Source organism: Nonomuraea sp. LPB2021202275-12-8 (genome assembly GCF_037044575.1).
Lineage (GTDB): Bacteria > Actinomycetota > Actinomycetes > Streptosporangiales > Streptosporangiaceae > Nonomuraea.
The window spans coordinates 240,425-258,893 of sequence record NZ_JBAHWD010000005.1 but is presented as its reverse complement, the minus strand read 5'-3'; the positions used below and the strand labels follow the sequence as shown (position 1 = coordinate 258,893).

The window sequence follows — 18,469 nt, the reverse complement described above, 5'->3', positions numbered from 1 at the left end:
CTCGACCCCCGCCACCTCATCTAGGGATGGCTGGGCCTCCTACCGGCACGACCTGTGAAACCGGCTGGTAGGAGGCCCACTGTCACCCTAGAGACGTCACGGCCACTTGGAAATCGCCCCATGACATTCCGTAGAAGATTCCACACTCACAGGAGCGCCAGACTCCGTCGCGGACGGACACATTTCCGTCTCAGAGGGTGATTTGCGAGGCTTCTTCATGTACGGGCCGCGGCGGAGGGGGCGTTCAGGCGCCGAGGCCGAGGGCGGCGGCGGTCACCGCTCTAGCGCTGAGCGGCCGCACCAGCAGGTCCACCGAATCCGACAGCTGGTCGACGCATCCCACCACCGGCAACCGCCTGATCACCGGATCCGACACCTCCTCCATCAGCGCGTCGGCGAACCGGTCACCGCCGATCACCTGGAACGGCCGGTCGTAGAAGCCGCGCACCCGCTCGTCCAGCCGCCCGGCGAGCCCCACCCGGTTCTGCAGCGCCGCCAGCCGCGAGTACGCCGCCGACAGACCTTCCTGCCGATCCCGCCATGACCGGGCCGCCATCGCGGCCCCGAGGGACTCTCCGAGCTCGGCGGATCCGGGCATCCGGGCCAGCGCGCTGCCGAGCCACTTGGCATACGGCGGATAGCGGCGGCGCAACAGCAGCGCCAGGCGCATGACATCCCGGGCCAGCCGCGCCCCCTCCACCGCCGAGCCGAGCTCGTCGCCCACCTCGCCGCAGCGGGCCGGAAACGGCTCCTCCTGCGCGATCCGCCGCCACTGGCAGGCCAGCACGTAACGCCACACATCCTCCGGATACCAGCGCAACGCCTGCCGTACGGTCTCCAGCCCGTCCCCCGCGTCAGCCAGCCCGTCGTGGAAGACCTCACCCCGGGTCACCTCCGCCAGCCGTTGCCAGGGCACCGACAGCCAGTCGAGCAGCGAGATGCCCGGCCGCGGGTCGAACCCGAGCTGCCCGGCCAGCCACTCCCCCAGCTCGGCCACCACGACACCGGGCCGCACCCGGCCGTGATAGTCGAACACCGTGGCGAAGCCGTGGAAACGGGCGGGCAACCGGGCGGCGACCGTGGCCTCGACGTCGGCCACCATCCCGTCAGGGACGAACACCAGCACCCGAGGCCCCCAATCGTGGTCGGCGGACCTGCCCGTGTCGAAGGACAGCACCTCGGAGCCGGGCCCGATCAGCGCGGCACTGTGTGGCACCCCGGCCAGCAGCGGCGCCACCGCTTCGGTGTAAAAGGCTCGGGACAGTTCGATACCAGGCACAAAATCGGTCATCACGCGTCCACTGTGCCTGACCACCCCTCCAAGCTCATCCGAATTAATTTCCGGTCCGGCAGGGTGCGGTCGGCGGCCGCACAACAACTCGTCAACGAGACGTCCGGGTGGTCCGTCAGGTCGTGGCGTACGAGGCCATCACCAGGCGGCGGCGATAACCCAGGCGCTCGTAGACGCCGATGGCAGGGGCGTTGTCGTCGTCCACCATCAGCGCCGCCCGCCCGTGCTTGGCCACCAGCTCCCGCGACACCCATCGGCACACCCGCTCCGCCAGCCGCCGCCCCCGGAAACCGTCGTGCGTGGCCACCCCGGCGAGCAACCCCACCGAGGGCGCCGACCAGGCGTCGGCCGCCACCGAGGCCAGCACGCCGCCGATCCGCGTCCCGGCCCACCGGCTCACCCCGGGCATGCCCGGGGCGGCGTAGGAGTCGGGCGCGTGGCCGGCCAGGAGCGTCGCGATCTCGCCGTCGGCGTCCTCGCCCAGCCAGGCGACGCCGTCCGGACCGGTCAGGCGCCCACTGCCGGCATCCCCGCCCGACCAGGTGGCGCCGCCCGGGTCATCCGCGACCCCGCCGGCCGGATCGCCGGACCGGCCGTGATCGGCGGCCAGGCTCATCCACGAGAACTTCCCCGCCGCCTCGATCCCGTCCAGCTCGGCCGTGACCCGTGACATCAGCTCGCGCTCCCCGAACGGCCGGTAGGACGGGCCGAGCTCCGACAGCGCGTGCCGCACCAGCTCCACCGCGCAGGACGTACCGCCCCACACGGCGAGCCGGTTGTGGCGCGACACCTCCGGCGCGGCGGTCACCACCGCGTCACCCAGCGTCCACGCCCGCGCGCCGCCCCGCAGGTCCTGGGCCGCCCACACGGGCAGGTCGTCGTCGCCGCACGCGGCCCGCACCTCGGCGAGCGAGGTCAGCTCGCGGATCACCGGATCGCGCCGGGCCGGTGGACACCCCGGATCGCCAGATCGGCCGGTAGGCGGTCGCTCCGATTCGGGGCCGTGCCCGGCCGGCAGGCGCCGCTCATGAGGAGGACCGTGCCGGACCGCAGGCGCGGGGCGATCACAGGATCGCGCCGGGCCGGTAGCCGGCCGCCTCCGGGTGCGCCGCCACGACCTCGCCGACCTGCCCGGCCACGGCCTCCACCTGGCCGGAGGCCGCGCCCGTGAACGACACCCGATCGGCCAGCAGCGCGTCGAGGGCCGGCCGGTCCAGCGGGAAGCGCTCGTCGCCGGCCAGCCGGTCGAGCAGCTCGTTGGCGGCGCCACGCGACCGCATCGCCAGCGCCGACCCCACCGCGTGTTCCTTGATCAGCTCGTGCGCCTGCTCGCGGCCCACCCCGGCGCGCACCGCCGCCATCAGCATCTTGGTGGTGGCCAGGAACGGCAGGTAGCGGTCCAGCTCGGCGGAGATGACCGCCGGGAACGCGCCGAACTCGTCGAGGACCGTCAGCATCGTCTCCACCAGCCCGTCGAAGGCGAAGAACGCGTCCGGCAACGCCACCCGGCGCACCACCGAGCACGACACGTCGCCCTCGTTCCACTGGTCGCCGGCCAGCTCGCCCACCATCGAGGCGTAGCCGCGCAGCACCACGGTCAGGCCGTTGACGCGCTCGCAGGAGCGGGTGTTCATCTTGTGCGGCATCGCCGAGGAGCCGACCTGCCCCTCCTTGAACCCCTCGGTGACCAGCTCGTGCCCGGCCATCAGCCGGATCGTCTTGGCCAGCGACGACGGCGAGGCGGCGAGCTGCACCAGCGCGGTCACCACCTCGAAGTCCAGCGAGCGCGGGTAGACCTGGCCGACGCTGGTGAAGCGGTGCGCGAACCCGAGGTGGCCGGCGACCCGGTCCTCCAGCTCGGCGAGCTTGCCGCGGTCACCGCCCAGCAGGTCCAGCATGTCCTGGGCGGTGCCGACCGGTCCCTTGATGCCGCGCAGCGGGTAGCGGCCGATCAGCTCCTCCAGCCGCCGGTAGGCCACCAGCAGCTCGTCGGCCGCCGACGCGAACCGCTTGCCCAGCGTGGTGGCCTGCGCCGCCACGTTGTGCGAACGGCCGGCCATCACGGTCGCCTCGTGCTCCACGGCCAGCGCCGCGAGCCGGGCCAGCAGCGCCACCACGCGGTCGCGCACCAGCAGCAGGCTGTCGCGCACCTGCAACTGCTCGACGTTCTCGGTCAGGTCGCGGGAGGTCATGCCCTTGTGCACCTGCTCGTGACCGGCCAGCGCGTTGAACTCCTCGATGCGCGCCTTCACGTCGTGGCGCGTCACCCGCTCCCGCTCGGCGATCGACGCCAGGTCGACCTGGTCGACGACCTTCTCGTAGTCGCCGATCGCCCCCTCGGGGACCGTCACACCCAGCTCCGCCTGCGCCCGCAGCACCGCCAGCCACAGCCGCCGCTCCGCTGCCACCTTGTATTCGGGCGACCACAGCCGGGCCAGCTCAGGCGAGGCGTAGCGGGCGGCCAGGACATCGGGGATACGCGGCTTCGAAGTCACGTTGGACAAGTGTATTCACACGTCCCAGCGCGTACGGCACACAGGTCGCATGGGCGGTACGCAGGGTGAACGCTCACACCGGTTGCGATTCAGATGCGCTCCAGGACCACCACCGGGATGATGCGACGAGTTCTGGCTTCGTACGTGTCGTAGACGGGAGCCAGGCCGGTCATCAACGTCCAGAGTCGCGCCCGCTCCCCGCCGGTGGCGGTGTAGGCGCGTGCGGTGAACCTCTCCGCGAGAATCTGCACCTGCACCTCCGGATTCGCCACGACGTTGAGGTACCAGCCGGGATGGGTGTGGGTGATGGCGGAGCCGGAGGCCACGAGGATGTAGCGGCCGTCGTCCTCACCGAAGAACAGTCCGGTGCGGTAGAGCTTCCCGGACTTGCGGCCCTGATAGGTGAGGACCAGATTGGTCACCCCGCCCTCCAGGTAACCGCTGCGCCCCTGGGTTGCGACGTAGCGCCGGACATGTTCGGCGACCGACGCGTCGGGACTGTCGCTCACTTCTTCCGCGGGGCGCATGTCTGACATCGGTTCCTCTCTCGCTGATGAGACGTACGGCGAGTGTCGTCGGGTGCGGGCGCCTGCTCAGTGCGCGGGGAGCAGACCTTGGGCGAATCCGCCGTCGACCGGCAGCTCCACGTTGGTGGTGAAGGTCGCATCGGCGGCCAGGAACAGTGCGGCCGCGGCGACCTCCTCGACCGTGCCGTTGCGCTGCAGCGGGGTCGTCGCGTCGCCCTGCTTCTCGAAGTCACGGCGCTCCGCCTCGGTCAGACCGGCGACGCCCATGGTCGGGGTCTTGATGAAGCCGGGCGCGACGGAGTTCACCCGGATCCTGCGGGGCAGGAGTTCCGCGGCGAGTACGTGGGCGATCGCGCGTACCGCGTCCTTCGAGCCTGAGTAGGCGCTCATGCCGGGAAACACGAGGTCGTTGGCGACCGTGGTGAAGACGATCGCGCCGCCGTCGGCGATCAGGGGCGACAGGCTCCGCACGGTGAAGAACGCCCCCTTGGTGTTGATGTCGAAGTGCCGGTCCCAGGACGCCTCCGTCACTTCTTCCAGCGGCTGCAGCTCCGCGATGCCGTGGTTGACGAAGACGTAGTCGATACGCCCGAGCCGCTGCCGGGTGATCTCGGCGAGGTCGGCGATGTCGGCCATGCTCGACGCGTCGGAGCGCACGACGTGTGCCGTGTCGCTTCCGAGCTCGGTCCGTGCCTGTTCGATGTTCTTCTCGTTACGGCCCGTGAGGACGACCTCGGCCCCGCCGTCGAGAAGCGCCTTGACGATGGCGAGACCCATTCCGTGGGTCCCGCCCGTGACAACGGCCTTCTTGCCCGCGAACCTGCTCATCATCTGTCTCCAGGTATGTGGTGGTAGGTGACACCGGCTCCCACCGGCGAACCCAACCTTGCGAGCCGGCGCTGGCGGTCGGCTGTCGATCCGCTGGAGGTCCGCTGATCCGGCTGCGACGAGTGCGGCGATACCGTGGCCCCATGCGTTTCGGGGTACTGGGTCCGCTGGCTGTCTGGGCCGAGGACGGCGAACCCGTGGTGGTGCGCGAGGCGAAGGTCCGCGCTCTGCTCGCCGAGCTGCTGGTGGACCCCGGGCTGGTGGTGTCCTCGGACCGGCTGGTCGACGATATTTGGCGAGACGAACCGCCGGCCAAGCCCGCGGGCGCACTGCAGACGCTCGTCTCGCGGCTGCGCCGGGCCCTTGCGCAGGGCACGGAACTGGTGGTGCACCGCCCGCCGGGATACCTGCTGCAGGTGGCGGACGACGCGGTGGACGCCGGCCGGTTCGCGGCACTGACCGCCCAGGCCCGCAAGGCCGTCGGTCCCCGGGAGCGCGCCTCCTTGCTGACATCGGCACTGGCGCTGTGGCGTGGTCCCGCCTTCGCCGACTTCGCCGACGAGCCGTTCACTCGCGTGGCGATCGCGCGGCTGGAGGAACAGCGTCTGCTGGCCATCGAGGACCAGGCCGAGGCCCGTCTCGACCTGGGCGAACACAGCCTGCTGGCCGGCGAGCTCACCGACGTGACGGAGCGTCATCCGCTGCGGGAGCGACTGCGCGCGGCGCACATGCGCGCCCTCTACGGTGCGGGACGCCCGAGCGAAGCCCTGGACCGCTACCACGAACTACGCCACCGCCTGGCCGAGGAAGTCGGCTCGGAGCCGGGCGCCGAACTGGTCGCGCTGTACCAGGAGATCCTCCGCCAGGATCCGCGCCTTCAGGCCGAGCCGGCGACCGCCGAGCCCCGCCCCCGTACCAACCTGCCGACTCCGCTCACCGAGCTCATCGGACGGTCGCAGTCCGTGGCCGAGGTCGGCTCACTGCTGATTACGGGCCCGTTGGTCACCTTGACCGGCCCAGGCGGAGTCGGCAAGACCCGGCTGGCCGTGGAGACCGCGACCAGGCTCGCGCAATCCTTCCCCGACGGCACCTGGCTGGTGGAACTCGCCGCGCATCCGCGCACGGCCGACACGACGGACGAACTGGCGGAGGTGGTGGCCGCGACCCTGGGCATCCGGGACGACACCGCCCCTGGGCCGTTCCCCGCAGGGCGGCCCCACACCCTGACCGGACGGCTGGCCGAGGCTCTGCACGGCAAGAGACTGCTGCTGGTACTGGACAACTGCGAGCACGTCGTCGAACCCGCGGCGATGCTGGCCGAGGAGCTGCTCCGGTTCGCGCCGGGGATACGAATCCTGGCGACCAGCCAGGAACCGCTCGGCATCACCGGCGAACAACTGTGGCCGGTGCTCCCTCTGGACCTGCCGGCCGCCGACGCCGTGACAGTGCGGCAGGCGCAGTCGGGGGCGGTCCGGCTGTTCGTGGCCAGGGCCGCGGCCGCGTCGCCCGGGTTCGGCCTCACCGAGGACAACGCCCGGGCGGTGGCCGCGATCTGCCGGCGGTTGGACGGGATCCCGCTCGCCCTCGAACTGGCGGCCAGCCGGGTACGCGTCCTGGGCGTACGAGAACTGTCCGAGCGTCTGGACGACCGGTTCCGGCTCCTCATCGGCGGGCGCCGCGGCGCGCCGGCGCGGCAGCGAACCCTACGAGCGATGATCGACTGGAGCTGGGAACTCCTGACGGCGGCCGAGCAGATCGTGCTGCGCCGTCTGGCGATCCATTCCGACGGCTGCACTCTGGACGCAGCCGAGACGGTCTGCGCCGGGGACGGCGTGAAACGCGCTCAGGTCGTCGACCTGCTGGCCCGGCTCGTGGATCGCTCCCTGGTACTCGTCGCCCACGAGGCCGACGGCCCCAGGTACCGGCTGCCGGAGTCGGTGGCGGCGTACTGCCTGGAGCGCCTGCACGCCGGCGATCATGAGCCGGTACGGCGTGCCCACGCCCTCTACTACACCTCGTTCGCGGAGCAGGCCGACTCCTACCTGCGTGGCGAACATCAGCAGGCGTGGCTGAAGCGTCTCGACACCGAGACGGCCAATCTCCGCAGCGCGCTCGACGGTGCCGCCGCCGACGGTGACGCGCGGCTCGCCCGGCGGCTCGCGCACGCGATGGTCTGGTACTGGTTCCTGCGCGGCCGGCTCACCGAGGCCAAGCGCTCCCTCGCCGTCGCCCTGGCCCTGAATGAGGACAGCGAAGACGCCGACCGCTCACTGACCATGGCCTGGCGGGCGGGCGTGAGCATGCTCTCCGGGGACCGAAGCGGCCCGGAATGGGACAGCGGGTCCGTGTCCAAGCTGTACGAGGACATCCGCGAGCCGCACGAGCAGGCACGGGCCGGCTGGTTGCTCGGCTTCGCCGTCACCCTTTTCGGCGACCTGGCGGTGGGTGAGGAGCTGACCGATCGGATACTGGCCAGGTCCCATGCCATCGACGATCACTGGGGTATCGCCGCGGCCCTCGTCACCCGGAGCACGCAGAACTACACCTGCGGTGACTTCGGGTCATCCCTGCGCCAGGGCGAGGAGAGCCTCGCGCTCTTCCGCGCGCTGGGTGACCGATGGGGGCAGTCGCAGGCGATGGCGGTGCTCGGCAGGCTCGCGGAGATAGCAGGGGACCACGCACAGGCGCGCCGATGGCACCGGGACGGGCTGCGCATCGCCGAAGGGCTGGGACTGTGGACCGACGCCTCCAGGCGATGGTCGGAGCTGGGCAGAATCGCGCTGCTCACCGGTGACCACGTCCAGGCGGAGGAGTTCCACCAGCGGGGCCGGCGGCTGGCCGTCGAGCAGGGCGACAAGCCGGCCGAGGAGTTCGCCGAGGTCGGTCTGGCCCTCATCGCGCGGCGGCAGGGACGACTCGACGCGGCCGAGGCGTATCTGCGCAGGTGGCTGGAGTGGAACCGGCTGTTCGACGCCGAGTACGGCGCCGCGTTGATCCTGGCCGAGCTAGGCTTCGTCGCCGAGCTGCGCGGGGACGCCGACGCCGCGCTGACTCTGCACCTGGAAGGGTTGAGCACCGCCCGTGACACAGGCGATCCGCGTGCTGTCGCCCTGGCCCTGGAGGGACTCGCCGGCGCCCGGGCGCTGGCCGGCCGCCACGAACAGGCCGCCCAGTCGCTGGGCGCCGCCGCCGCGGCCCGCGCGTCGGTGGGGGCGCCGCTGCCGCCGGCCGAGCGCGGCGACGTCGACCGCGTCACCACCGTCGTCCGAGCGGCCCTGGGCGACGCGGACTTCGCGGCCGCGTTCAACCGAGGCGCCGATCTGGACTTGGACGAGGCGGCTCAGCAGGCCGAGTGATCGACTCATCGCCGGTTTGACGCTTGTCCGGGTTGTCCCCTTGAGGTGAACCAGGCCCACGCCTTTACAAAGTAGATTTGTAAAGGCGCGGGCCTGCGGGGTGAGCGCCGCGACCACAGGCGTCGCCCGTGGCGAGCCGTGCCCGCCCGCGGAGGCCGGGACTAGCCCGGCTTCACGACCGGCTTGCAGGTGGTCGAGACCACCTTCCCGGTCTTCAGGTTCTTGCACGTCTGGCAGGTCTTGCCTTCGCCTTCGCCGCCCTCCTCGTAATGCGGCTTACAGAGGACTCCCTCTTCCTCCTCCTTGGGCTTGTCCGGCTTGGGGTTCGCCGGCGGCGGCTTTGCCGGAGCGGACTTGGCCTCACAGTGTTTCTGCTTCCATTGCCCCTTCTTGTTCTTGCACAGCAAGCATCTCTTTTTCTTTTTCTCCAGCCAGTAGCATTTCGCGGCCTGCACGGAGGCGCAGCTGGTGAGCGAGGCCGACGCGGCCGGCGTGCCGGCCGCGCGGTTGTTGTCAGTTTGGGCCTGTGGGGCCGCCGAAGGGACGAAAGCAGCGGCTACCAGCGCACCGGCAGCGAATGCCTCTTTAAGCATGAGACCATCCCCACTATGTGAGCTTCTTCTTTCATCGTGACCCGCGTCGAGGGGGAATCGTCAAGACCGGAATCGAAATCATTCAAAAGCCGCCGGCCGGCGTCGCGCCGGCCGAAACGGCCGGTTCGCCTATCTTGCATAATCGCCGAACCCTTTGAAGAAAGCCCTTTGGCCGGCAATGCTCGCCGTTTGTCGTGGCGTTGACGCCGTTGGTGCGGGCTTGACGTTCGGCTCGGGGAATCCCAGTGCCCTCATCGACCTGGCCAGCCGCAGGCTCGGCACCCAGGGCGTGGAGCGATCCGGGTGTCACCGTCCCGCGAGGGGGTCACACCAGGCCACGGCGGTGGGCCTCGGCGCCCGCCTGGAAGCGGGTCTCGGCCTTCAGCGCGTCCATGAGGGGGCGCAGGCGGCGGCGGAGGCTGCGCGGGCTGAGGCCGAGCTGGCGGGCGATGGCGTCGTCCTTGAGCCCGGCCGAGAGGAGCGCCAGGAGCCTGCGGTGCTCCAGGCCGAGTTCGGCCCACTGCTGTTCCTCGTCCTGGTCGGATCCGTCGGCCGGCTCCGGCGCGCCCTCGCCGGACGCGGGCTGCGGGTACATCGGAACCGCCTCCTGCCACAGGCGCTCGAACAGCTCGACCAGGGCCACCACCATGGTGGACCCCCTGATCAGCACGCTCCGGGTCAGCGGCGGATCCAGGTGCAGCGGCATGATCGCCTGCCGCCTGTCGATGAGCGCCATCTTGAACGGCAGCCCGGCCAGGACCCGCGCCTCCTCGCCCGAGTTCAGCACGCTGTCCAGCTCGTCGAGCGCTCCGGCGTGCTGGAACGCCTCCGGCGCGCGCCAGGACGGTTCACCTGACCTGAAGATCACCGAGCTCACCATGGAGATCTCCTACGACGACGGCCGCACCTGGCTGCCCACGCTGGTGCATCGCTCGGGCAAGAGCGGCTGGTCCGCCGAGACCTGGCATCCGGTCAGCGCGCGCGGCAGGTTCGCGTCGCTGCGCGTCAAAGCCGCAGACACCGGCGGCAATGCTTTCGCCGAGACCGTGATCAGGGCCTACGAGATCAAGTGAGTCCCGGTAGCCCCGCCGCGCCTTCCGGACGCGGCGGGGTCACCCGTTGCGGGTGTCACTGGGCCGGCGTCAGCACCTTCTCCTCCGCCTTCGGCTCGGCCGGAGTGCGGCGCAGCCGCTCCTTGGCCCGCTCCACCATCGTGTAGAGGGTCGGCACCAGCACCAGCGTCAGCAGCGTCGAGGTGATCAGGCCGCCGATCACCACGATCGCCAGCGGCTGGGAGATGAACCCGCCCGAGCCGGTCACCCCCAGCGCCATCGGCGTCAGGGCGCAGATGGTCGCGATCGCGGTCATCAGGATCGGCCGCAGCCTGCGACGGCCGCCTTCGATCACCGCCTCCACGATCCCCATCCCCTGGTCCCGGTACTGGTTGATCAGGTCGATCAGCACGATCGCGTTCGTCACCACGATCCCGATCAGCATGAGCATGCCGATCAGCGCGGGCACGCCCAGCGCCGTGTCGGTCGCCACCAGCAGGCCCACCGCGCCGGTCGCCGCGAACGGGATCGACACCAGCAGGATGAGCGGCTGCACGAAGCTGCGGAACGTCGCCACCATGATCATGAACACGATCGCGATGGCCGCCAGCATCGCCAGCCCCAGGTCCGCGAACGCCTCCTCCTGGTCCGCCGAAGCGCCGCCGATCTCGTACGACGCGCCCGCCGACAGGCCCAGCCCGTCCAGCTTGGCGGTCAGGTCCTGGGTGACTCTGCCCAGGTCGGCGGCGTCCACCTTGCCCGACACCGTCGCCGAGCGCTCGCCGTCGATCCGGCTGATCTGCGTCGGCCCCGCCACCTGCTCGACCTCGGCCACGGTCGACAGCTTCACCATGCCGGCGGCCGTGGCCAGCTTCAGGTCCTCGACGGCCTTGACGTCCTCCGGCGCGTCACCCCCGCGCAGCACCAGGTCGCTGGCCCGGCCGTCCAACGTGAGCTGGCCCAGCGGGGCGCCGCGGAACGCCTGCGCCACCGCCTGCCCGATCTGCGCCTCCGACAGCCCGCGCTCGGCCGCCTCCTCGCGGTCGACCCGCACCTCGATCCGGGGTGCGCTGGTCTCCAGGTTCGACGACACGTCGCGCAGCCCGGACACCTCGCCCATCGCCGCGGTGACCGCGTCCGCGGCCGAGCGCAGCGCCTCGCTGTCGGGCGCCTGCACGATCACGTCGACGGAGTCGGAGGAGAACCCGCCGCCTCCGGCGCCGCCCACGGTGACCTCGCCGATGCCCGACAGGCCCGCGAGCTTGTCGCGGAGCTGCTGCTCCAGCTGAGGAGTGTCGGTGCCGTCCTTGACCGTCACCGAGTACGACGCCCGGTCCGCGCCGCCGCCGGTGCCGCCCATCATCGCATTGCCGCCGCCCACGTTCACCTGGTACGACTCGACCGCGTCCAGCTCCGACAGCACGTCCTCGACCTTGGCCGCGGCCTTGTCCGTGGCCTCCAGGTCGGTGCCGACGGGCATCCGCTGGCTGAGCGAGACGGTGTCCTGCCCGGAGGAGTCGAGGAAGTTGGTCCGCAGACCGCCCGCCAGCCCGATGGTGCCGACGAACACCGCCACCCCGATCAGCACCGTCACCAGCTTGAACCGGGTCGCGAACCGCAGCACCGGCAGGTAGGCGCGCTGCAGCGGGCTGCGCAGTTCCTTGGCCTCGGCCTCGTCACGCTGCGCGCGAGCCTGCTCCGGCGTCAGCTCGGGCGCCTTCAGGAACCAGTACGCCAGCACCGGAACCACCGTCAGCGACACGACCAGCGAGGCCATCAGCGCCACCGCGACCGTGATCGCGAACGGGCTGAACAGCTCGCCCACCATCCCGCCCACGATGGCGATCGGCGCGAACACCGCCACGGTCGTCAGCGTGGACGCCGTCACGGCGCCCGCCACCTCCCGCACGCCGGACAGGATCGCCGACAGCTTCGCCTCGCCGTAGCCGAGGTGGCGCTTGATGTTCTCCAGCACCACGATCGAGTCGTCCACCACCCGCCCGACCGCGATCGTCAGAGCGCCCAGCGTCAGCATGTTCAGCGAGTAGTCCCCCGCCCACAGCACGAGCAGCGCGATCACCACCGACAGCGGGATCGACACCGCCGTCACGATCGTCGAGCGCACCGACAGCAGGAACACCAGGATGACCAGCACCGCGAACGCCAGGCCCAGCAGGCCCTCGGTGGTCAGGTTCTCGATCGACTCCTCCACGTACGGCGCCTGGTCGAACACGACCTCGACGGCCGTGTCGGAGCTGTCGCCCAGCGCCCGGCCCAGCTCCGGCAGCTTCTCGCGCACCTCGTGCGAGATCGTCACCGCGTTGCCGTCGGGCGACATCGTCACCGACACGCCGAGGCTCGTCTTGCCGTCGGTACGGGTGATCGTCGTGGCGTCGGCCAGGTCGCGCTCGACCGTCGCCACGTCCCCCAGTTTCACCGGCTTGAGCACCCTGGGCTGGACCACCTGCGGCTGGCCCTGCGCCACCCTGGCCTGCTGCGGCTGCCCCTGCGCCTGCGGCTGGCCCTGCGGCTGGCCCTGGGGCTGGCCGGGGCGTGCCTGCTGCTGCGGGATCTGGGCCTGCGGCTGGGCGGGCGTCAGGTAGAGGTTCCGCAGATCGGTGAGCGAGTCGACCCGCGCACCCACCTGCACCGTGAGCGACTTGCCGCCCTCGATCAAAGTGCCCGCCGGGATCGGCGTGCCGTTGGCCTTCAGCACCTCGGGGATCTGCGCCGGCGAAACCCCGGCCAGCGCCATCTTCTTGACATCAGGGGTGATCGTCACGACCTCGTCGCGGGTGCCGGTGACCTGCGCCTCCCGCACCCCCTCGATGCCCTGCAGCTCCGGCAGCATGATGGTGCGCAGCTTGTCGGCCATCGCGCGCGGATCGCCGCCGTCGCCCACGGCCAGCACCAGCACCGGGATGTCGTCGGTGTTGCCGGCCACCACCTGCGGCTCGACGTTGGCGGGCAGCTGGGACTGGATGCGGGACACCGCCTGCTGCATCTTGTTCAGCGACGCCTCGATGTCGGTGCCGAACGCGAAGGCCACCTGGATCTGCGCCAGGCCCTCCTTCGACGTCGAGGTCATCGACTCCATGCCCTCCAGGCCCTGGAAAGAGTCCTCCAGCGGCTTGGTCACCTGCTCTTCGACGATGTCAGGCGAGGCACCGGGGAACGGCGCCACCACGAACGCGCCCGGGAACGACAAGGACGGCAGCAACTGCTGCTTCAGCTGCGGAATCGTGAACGCGCCGAAGGCGCTGAGCACGAGCGCGACCAGAATCACAAGGCTTCGGTTGGCGAGGCTCAACCGGGCGAACGCGGTCATCAAGGTCCCTTCAGGAAGTTCACCCCGAGACTAACACTTCGCCTCATACGAATATTTAGGCTGATCTGACTTTCCTGATAACCTTCTCAGGAAGCGAGAGGTGAGCGTGAGCGACGAACGCGAAGACCTGATCCGCCGGATCACCGAAACCCAGCGTGGCCTCGGCAAGGCCTTCGCCCAGCATCAATCCCCCCTTTTCACCTCTAACCTCACGATGCGCCAGCTCAAAGTCATTATGGTGGTGGCGATCAACGGCTCGGCCACCGGCCAGGACCTCGCCCACAACCTCGGCGTCGCCCTCGGCACGGTCACCGGCATCGTCGACCGCCTCGTCGCCCACGGCTTCGTCAGCCGCCACGAGGACCCCCACGACCGCCGCGTGCGGCGGGTCGAGCTCACCGAGACCGGCGCCAAGCTCATGGAGGAGATCAACGACGCCGGCCTGCAGCACTACCGGCAGATCATGGACCACCTCGACACCGACACGCTCCGCTGCCTGGACGTGGTCACCAGCCGGGTGCGCGAAGTCGCCGAGGAGCTGTACGGAAAGTGATGTCCGCAGGCGCCCGGCCGGGCGCCTTTACAAAGTAGATTCGTCGGCGAGCCGGGCCAGCAGCGGCGGCAGATCGCCCTCGTGCACCACCGTCAGGCGCCTGGTCGCCCTGGTGATCGCGACGTACAGGTCCCGCGTCCCCATCGGCGACTGGGCCAGCACCCCCGCCGGGTCCACCACCACCACCGCGTCGAACTCCAGCCCCTTGGCCTGCGTCACCGTCAGCACCGCCACCGGCTCGTCCAGACCGCCACCCGCGAACAGCGCCGCCACCTCCCCGTGCCGGGCATCCGGCGTCAGCACGCCCACCCGGCCCTCACCGATCAGCGCCATCTCCCGCGCCACGAGCACCGGCAAACCCGTCACACCGGAACGGACCGCGCGCGGGACGGCCTCTCCCTCCCGTACCGACTCCGGCAGGCGCAGAGCGGGGTCGATCGCGTGCAGGACGTCCGCCGCCACACGCATGATCTCGGCCGGCGTCCGGTAGTTCACCTCCAGCCGCTCCTCCCGCCAGCGGCCCTCCAGGTACGGGTCGAGCACCTGGCCCCACGAGCGCGCGCCCGCCGCCGAACCCGTCTGCGCGATGTCGCCCACCACCGTCAGCGACTTGGCCGGCACCCTGCGCATGATCAGCCGCCAGGCCATCGCCGACAGCTCCTGCGCCTCGTCCACGATCACATGCCCGTACGCCCACGTACGGTCACGCGCGGCCCGATCGGCGGTGCTCAGCTCGCCACCGTCGCCGGCGTGCCGCTCGGCCAGCACGTCCGCCCGCTGGAAGATGCCCTCCTCCGCCACACCCGTCACCTGCAGCACCTCCGACGCGTACAGCTCCTGCTCCAGCCAGTCCTCCCGCGACCGGCGGCCCGCCACCCGCGCGGCCGAGTCGTCCTCGCCCACCAGTTCGGCGGCCTCGTCGAGCAGTGGCACGTCGCCCACGCTCCAGCCGGCGCCCGCCGGGCGCACCAGCGCACGCCAGTCCAGCCCCGGCGGCGCCACCGCCCGCAGCGTCTCCGGCGAGGACAGCAACTCCGAGATCAGCCGCTGCGGCGTCAGCTCCGGCCACAGCCCGTCGACCGCCCGGCGCACCTCCGGCTCCGCCCACAGCCGCTGGGCGGCCAGATCCAGGTCGACCTCGTCCAGCTCGCTCTCCAGGTGCAGCGGCCCGGCCAGCTCGGGGTCCTCCAGCTCCATCTCGTCCAGCCGCAGCGCGGACTCCAGCGCCCGCGACTCGGCCAGGGCCAGCTCCTTCAGCATCTCCAGGACGTACAGCTTGCGTGCCATGTTGTGCGGCAGCCGCACCGCCCGCGCCCGCGCGCGCAGCCGCTCGCACACCTCTCGCGGCACTCGCATCGTCAGCCCGTCGGCCACCACCTCCAAATCCCCGTCGGGCACCCGCTGGCGCTCCTTGACCGCCCCGGCCACCACCTCGGCCATCCGGGCGTCGCCCTTGACGACCGCGGCCCGCGGCCCGTCGGCGGCCGTGGCCCGCACCCCCGGGAACAGCTCGCCGAGCGTCGCCATCACCACCTGGGTCTCGCCCAGCGCGGGCAGCACCTGGCTGATGTAACGCAGGAACATCGAGTTCGGCCCCACCACCAGCACACCGCGCCGCTCCAGCGTGGCGCGGTGGGTGTAGAGCAGATAGGCGGCGCGGTGCAGGGCCGCGACCGTCTTGCCCGTGCCCGGGCCGCCCTGCACCACCAGGGCGCCCTGCATCGAGGCGCGGATCACCCGGTCCTGCTCGGTCTGGATGGTGGCGACCACGTCGCCCATCCGGCCCGTCCTGCCCCGGCGCAGCGCCGCCAGCAGCGCCGCCTCGCCCACCAGCGTGCGGCGGTCGCCGTCGCTCATCCGCTCCAGGTCGAACACCTCGTCGTCGAGCCCCACCACCGTGCGGTCCTTGGTGTGCAGGTGGCGGCGGCGCAGCACACCGCCGGGGTCGGTGGCCGTGGCGACGTAGAACGGGCGCGCCGCCGGGGCCCGCCAGTCGATCAGCACCGACTCGTGCTCGTCGTCGCGCAGCCCGATCCGGCCGACGTAGGTGGTCCGGCCGGAACCGTCGTCGATCCTTCCGAAGCACAGCCCGCGCTCGACGCCGTGCAACTGCGCCAGCCGCCTGGACTGCTCCGAGGCCATCACCTCGCGCTCCACCATGGCCTGGCGGGAGCCCTGGACGCCGCCGCGCCCGTGGATGTCGCGCAGCGCCGTCTCCGCGCGCTGCCTGGCCGCGTCGAGCCGGCCGTACAGCGCCGAGACGACACCCTGCTCGGTGTCAAGGGCTTCAGCAAGAACATCTTGACGATTAGCCATTGAGTGGTATACTCCTAACGGGAGGGCTGTCGAAAAGCTGTAAATCGACAAGCAGTCGAGCGTACCTCCCCGCACGCGTGCCGGGCAAGCCCGCGCGTGCCCACCTCCGTGAAACCGCCGCGCTGACGCGTGCTAATTTGGCCGGTCGTGGCTGACTTCCTTCGCGAACTCTTCTCCCTCGACGGCCGTCGCGCCCTCGTGACCGGGGGCAGCTCCGGCATCGGATACGCCATCGCCGAGGCCCTCGGGCGAGCCGGGGCCGAGGTGGTGATCGTGGCGCGCAGGAAGGGCGAGCTCGACAGAGCCGTGGACCGGCTCGCCGGGCACGGTGTACACGCCTCCAGCATCAGCGCCGACCTGGGCGACCGCGAGGCCGTCAAGCGGGTCTGCGAGGCGGCCGGCCGGATCGACATCCTGGTCAACGACGCCGCCAACAACATCCGCAAGCCCATGGCCGAGCTCACCGAGGACGACTACGAGCAGACCATCGCCGTCAACCTCACCGCCCCCTACCTGCTCGGCCAGCACTTCGGGCCACGCATGGCCGAGCGCGGCTGGGGGCGCATCATCAACATCGGCTCGCAGCAGACCGTCAGCGCCTTCGGCGACAGCGGCGTCTACGGCGCGGCCAAGGCCGCCATCGGCGGACTGACCCGCTCGCAGGCCGAGGCCTGGTCGCCGCGCGGGGTGTGCGTCAACACGATCATCCCCGGTTTCGTGCTCACCCCGCTCACCGAGCCCGCGCAGGCCATCCCCGGCCGCGTCGAGCAACTCGCCGCCCGCCACATGGTCGGCCGCAACGGCGTGCCCGCCGACTTCGCCGGAGCCGCCGTCTTCCTGGCCGGCGACGCCTGCGGGTTCGTCACCGGCCAGATGCTGTTCGTGGACGGCGGCTTCTTCGTCCACTGACAGGGGCGCGGCTTGCGGTGCCTACACAGTCCGCCTATGGCCCCTCAAATGACACTCTCGCTCGACGGCGACATCGCGCTCACCCACCGCGCCACCGAGGTGTTCGGCCGGTGTCGTCCGGTCCACCCACACCGTGGACCGGGGCCTGCCCTCATGGAGAAGCGCCCGCTCCCCGACCGGGAGCGGGCGCGGGCCTCGCCGTCAGGCGGAGGCGGTCGGCTCCTTGTCGGTGGTGCGAGACTCCACCGCCTCCACCGCTTCGACGGACTCGTTGGCCTTGTCGCGGCGGTACTCGCGCACCGAGTAGGCGATGGCGGCCGCCCAGATCACGGCGATGACGATGTAGGCGACCGTCTGGACGCCGCCGGAGGCGTCGATCCAGTCGCTGCGCAGCAGGGTGCGCACGTTGGTGAGGATGATGACGCCACCCACGGCCGAGCCGAGGATGCGCGGCGGGATGTGGCGCACCAGCCAGGCGGCGATCGGCGCGGCGATGACGCCGCCGAGCAGCAGGACGGCGACCCAGGCGAAGTTGATGTTCTCCGAGCCGATGCCGACGAAGAATCCGATGCTGGCGGCGATCGCGACCAGGAACTCGCTGGCGTCGATCGAGCCGATCACCTTGCGCGGCGCCAGGCGGCCGCTGGCCAGGATGGCGGGGGTGCCGACGGGACCCCAGCCGCCGCCGCCGGTGGCGTCGACGAATCCGGCCACCACGCCGAGCGGGGCGAGGAAGCGCCTGCGCAGCGGCTTGCCCAGGTTGCCGCGCGGCAGGCCGAAGGCGGTGAAGCGGACGAGGATGTAGGCGCCCAGGGACAGCAGGATGATCGACATGACCGGGGCCGCGACCTCGGTCGACAGGCTCGACAGGAACGTCGCGCCGGCGAAGGCGCCGACCGCGCCGGGGACGCCGATCCTGGCGACGACCTTCCAGTCGATGTTGCCGAACCGCCAGTGGGAGATGCCCGAGGCGAGCGTGGTGCCGATCTCGGCGAGATGAACAGTGGCCGAGGCCGCCGCGGCGTTGGTGCCGATGGCGAGCAGCAGCGTGGTCGAGGTGACGCCATAAGCCATGCCTAGGCTGCCGTCGACGAGCTGGGCCGCGAAGCCGACCAGCCCGAGCAGGATGAGCGCTCGCACGACCTCCCCTTTCCTATCATTCCTACTGTACAAGTAGGAATAATAATGTAGGGATTCCGGGTATCCGGTCAAGTCACGGTT

The 18,469-nt window shown here is 71.0% G+C and carries 14 protein-coding genes; 4 read left to right on the top strand and 10 right to left on the bottom strand.

The features are described from left to right. Nucleotides 1-244: 244 nt before the first annotated feature. From V5E28_RS12050 to V5E28_RS12030, 5 genes are all read right to left on the bottom strand, one after another. The gene (locus V5E28_RS12050) at nucleotides 245-1,291 is read right to left on the bottom strand and encodes a DUF4037 domain-containing protein (RefSeq protein WP_336206853.1); all 1,047 of its coding nucleotides are present in this window, start codon (nucleotides 1,289-1,291) and stop codon (nucleotides 245-247) included. A 115-nt stretch (nucleotides 1,292-1,406) separates the two neighbouring features. Then, a complete protein-coding gene (locus V5E28_RS12045; RefSeq protein WP_336206851.1) occupies nucleotides 1,407-2,222 on the bottom strand; it encodes a GNAT family N-acetyltransferase in 816 nt (271 codons plus the stop codon). Nucleotides 2,223-2,355: 133 nt separating this feature from the next. Next, entirely contained in the window at nucleotides 2,356-3,786 is a 1,431-nt protein-coding gene (gene purB / locus V5E28_RS12040; protein WP_336206849.1) for an adenylosuccinate lyase, read from the bottom strand. 89 nt (nucleotides 3,787-3,875) lie between these two features. Beyond that, nucleotides 3,876-4,322 carry a nitroreductase family deazaflavin-dependent oxidoreductase gene (locus V5E28_RS12035; RefSeq protein ID WP_336206847.1) on the bottom strand — a complete coding sequence of 149 codons (447 nt, stop codon included), beginning with the start codon at nucleotides 4,320-4,322 and terminating at the stop codon, nucleotides 3,876-3,878. 57 nt (nucleotides 4,323-4,379) lie between these two features. Next, nucleotides 4,380-5,141: an SDR family oxidoreductase gene (locus tag V5E28_RS12030; protein WP_336206845.1), complete on the bottom strand. Its 762-nt coding sequence runs from the start codon at nucleotides 5,139-5,141 to the stop codon at nucleotides 4,380-4,382. A 143-nt stretch (nucleotides 5,142-5,284) separates the two neighbouring features. Here V5E28_RS12030 and V5E28_RS12025 point away from each other — a divergent pair, with 143 nt between their 5' ends. Continuing rightward, entirely contained in the window at nucleotides 5,285-8,497 is a 3,213-nt protein-coding gene (locus V5E28_RS12025; protein WP_336206843.1) for a BTAD domain-containing putative transcriptional regulator, read from the top strand. Nucleotides 8,498-8,658: 161 nt separating this feature from the next. Here V5E28_RS12025 and V5E28_RS12020 read toward each other — a convergent pair whose 3' ends face one another. Then, nucleotides 8,659-9,090: a hypothetical protein gene (locus V5E28_RS12020; protein ID WP_336206841.1), complete on the bottom strand. Its 432-nt coding sequence runs from the start codon at nucleotides 9,088-9,090 to the stop codon at nucleotides 8,659-8,661. Nucleotides 9,091-9,415: 325 nt separating this feature from the next. Beyond that, nucleotides 9,416-9,970 (bottom strand): hypothetical protein, encoded by a 555-nt coding sequence (locus V5E28_RS12015; RefSeq protein ID WP_336206839.1) that lies wholly within the window; start codon nucleotides 9,968-9,970, stop codon nucleotides 9,416-9,418. Between V5E28_RS12015 and V5E28_RS12010 the strand changes: the two genes are divergently transcribed. Beyond that, nucleotides 9,969-10,163 (top strand): hypothetical protein, encoded by a 195-nt coding sequence (locus tag V5E28_RS12010; protein WP_336206837.1) that lies wholly within the window; start codon nucleotides 9,969-9,971, stop codon nucleotides 10,161-10,163. The two genes, V5E28_RS12015 and V5E28_RS12010, sit on opposite strands and share 2 nt — an antisense overlap. A gap of 55 nt (nucleotides 10,164-10,218) precedes the next feature. Here V5E28_RS12010 and V5E28_RS12005 read toward each other — a convergent pair whose 3' ends face one another. Then, nucleotides 10,219-13,470: an efflux RND transporter permease subunit gene (locus V5E28_RS12005; protein ID WP_336206835.1), complete on the bottom strand. Its 3,252-nt coding sequence runs from the start codon at nucleotides 13,468-13,470 to the stop codon at nucleotides 10,219-10,221. 106 nt (nucleotides 13,471-13,576) lie between these two features. Between V5E28_RS12005 and V5E28_RS12000 the strand changes: the two genes are divergently transcribed. Continuing rightward, nucleotides 13,577-14,023: a MarR family winged helix-turn-helix transcriptional regulator gene (locus V5E28_RS12000; RefSeq protein WP_336206833.1), complete on the top strand. Its 447-nt coding sequence runs from the start codon at nucleotides 13,577-13,579 to the stop codon at nucleotides 14,021-14,023. A 27-nt stretch (nucleotides 14,024-14,050) separates the two neighbouring features. On the opposite strand, the gene V5E28_RS11995 is transcribed toward V5E28_RS12000, so the two are convergent. Further along, on the bottom strand, nucleotides 14,051-16,339 hold the full coding sequence (locus V5E28_RS11995; protein WP_336206831.1) for a HelD family protein: 2,289 nt from the start codon (nucleotides 16,337-16,339) through the stop codon (nucleotides 14,051-14,053). Between the two features lie 147 nt (nucleotides 16,340-16,486). Here V5E28_RS11995 and V5E28_RS11990 point away from each other — a divergent pair, with 147 nt between their 5' ends. Beyond that, entirely contained in the window at nucleotides 16,487-17,248 is a 762-nt protein-coding gene (locus tag V5E28_RS11990) for an SDR family NAD(P)-dependent oxidoreductase (RefSeq protein ID WP_336206829.1), read from the top strand. 201 nt (nucleotides 17,249-17,449) lie between these two features. Here the strand turns inward: V5E28_RS11990 and V5E28_RS11985 are convergent, their stop codons facing one another. Then, a complete protein-coding gene (locus tag V5E28_RS11985; protein WP_336206827.1) occupies nucleotides 17,450-18,388 on the bottom strand; it encodes a sulfite exporter TauE/SafE family protein in 939 nt (312 codons plus the stop codon). Nucleotides 18,389-18,469: the final 81 nt, after the last annotated feature.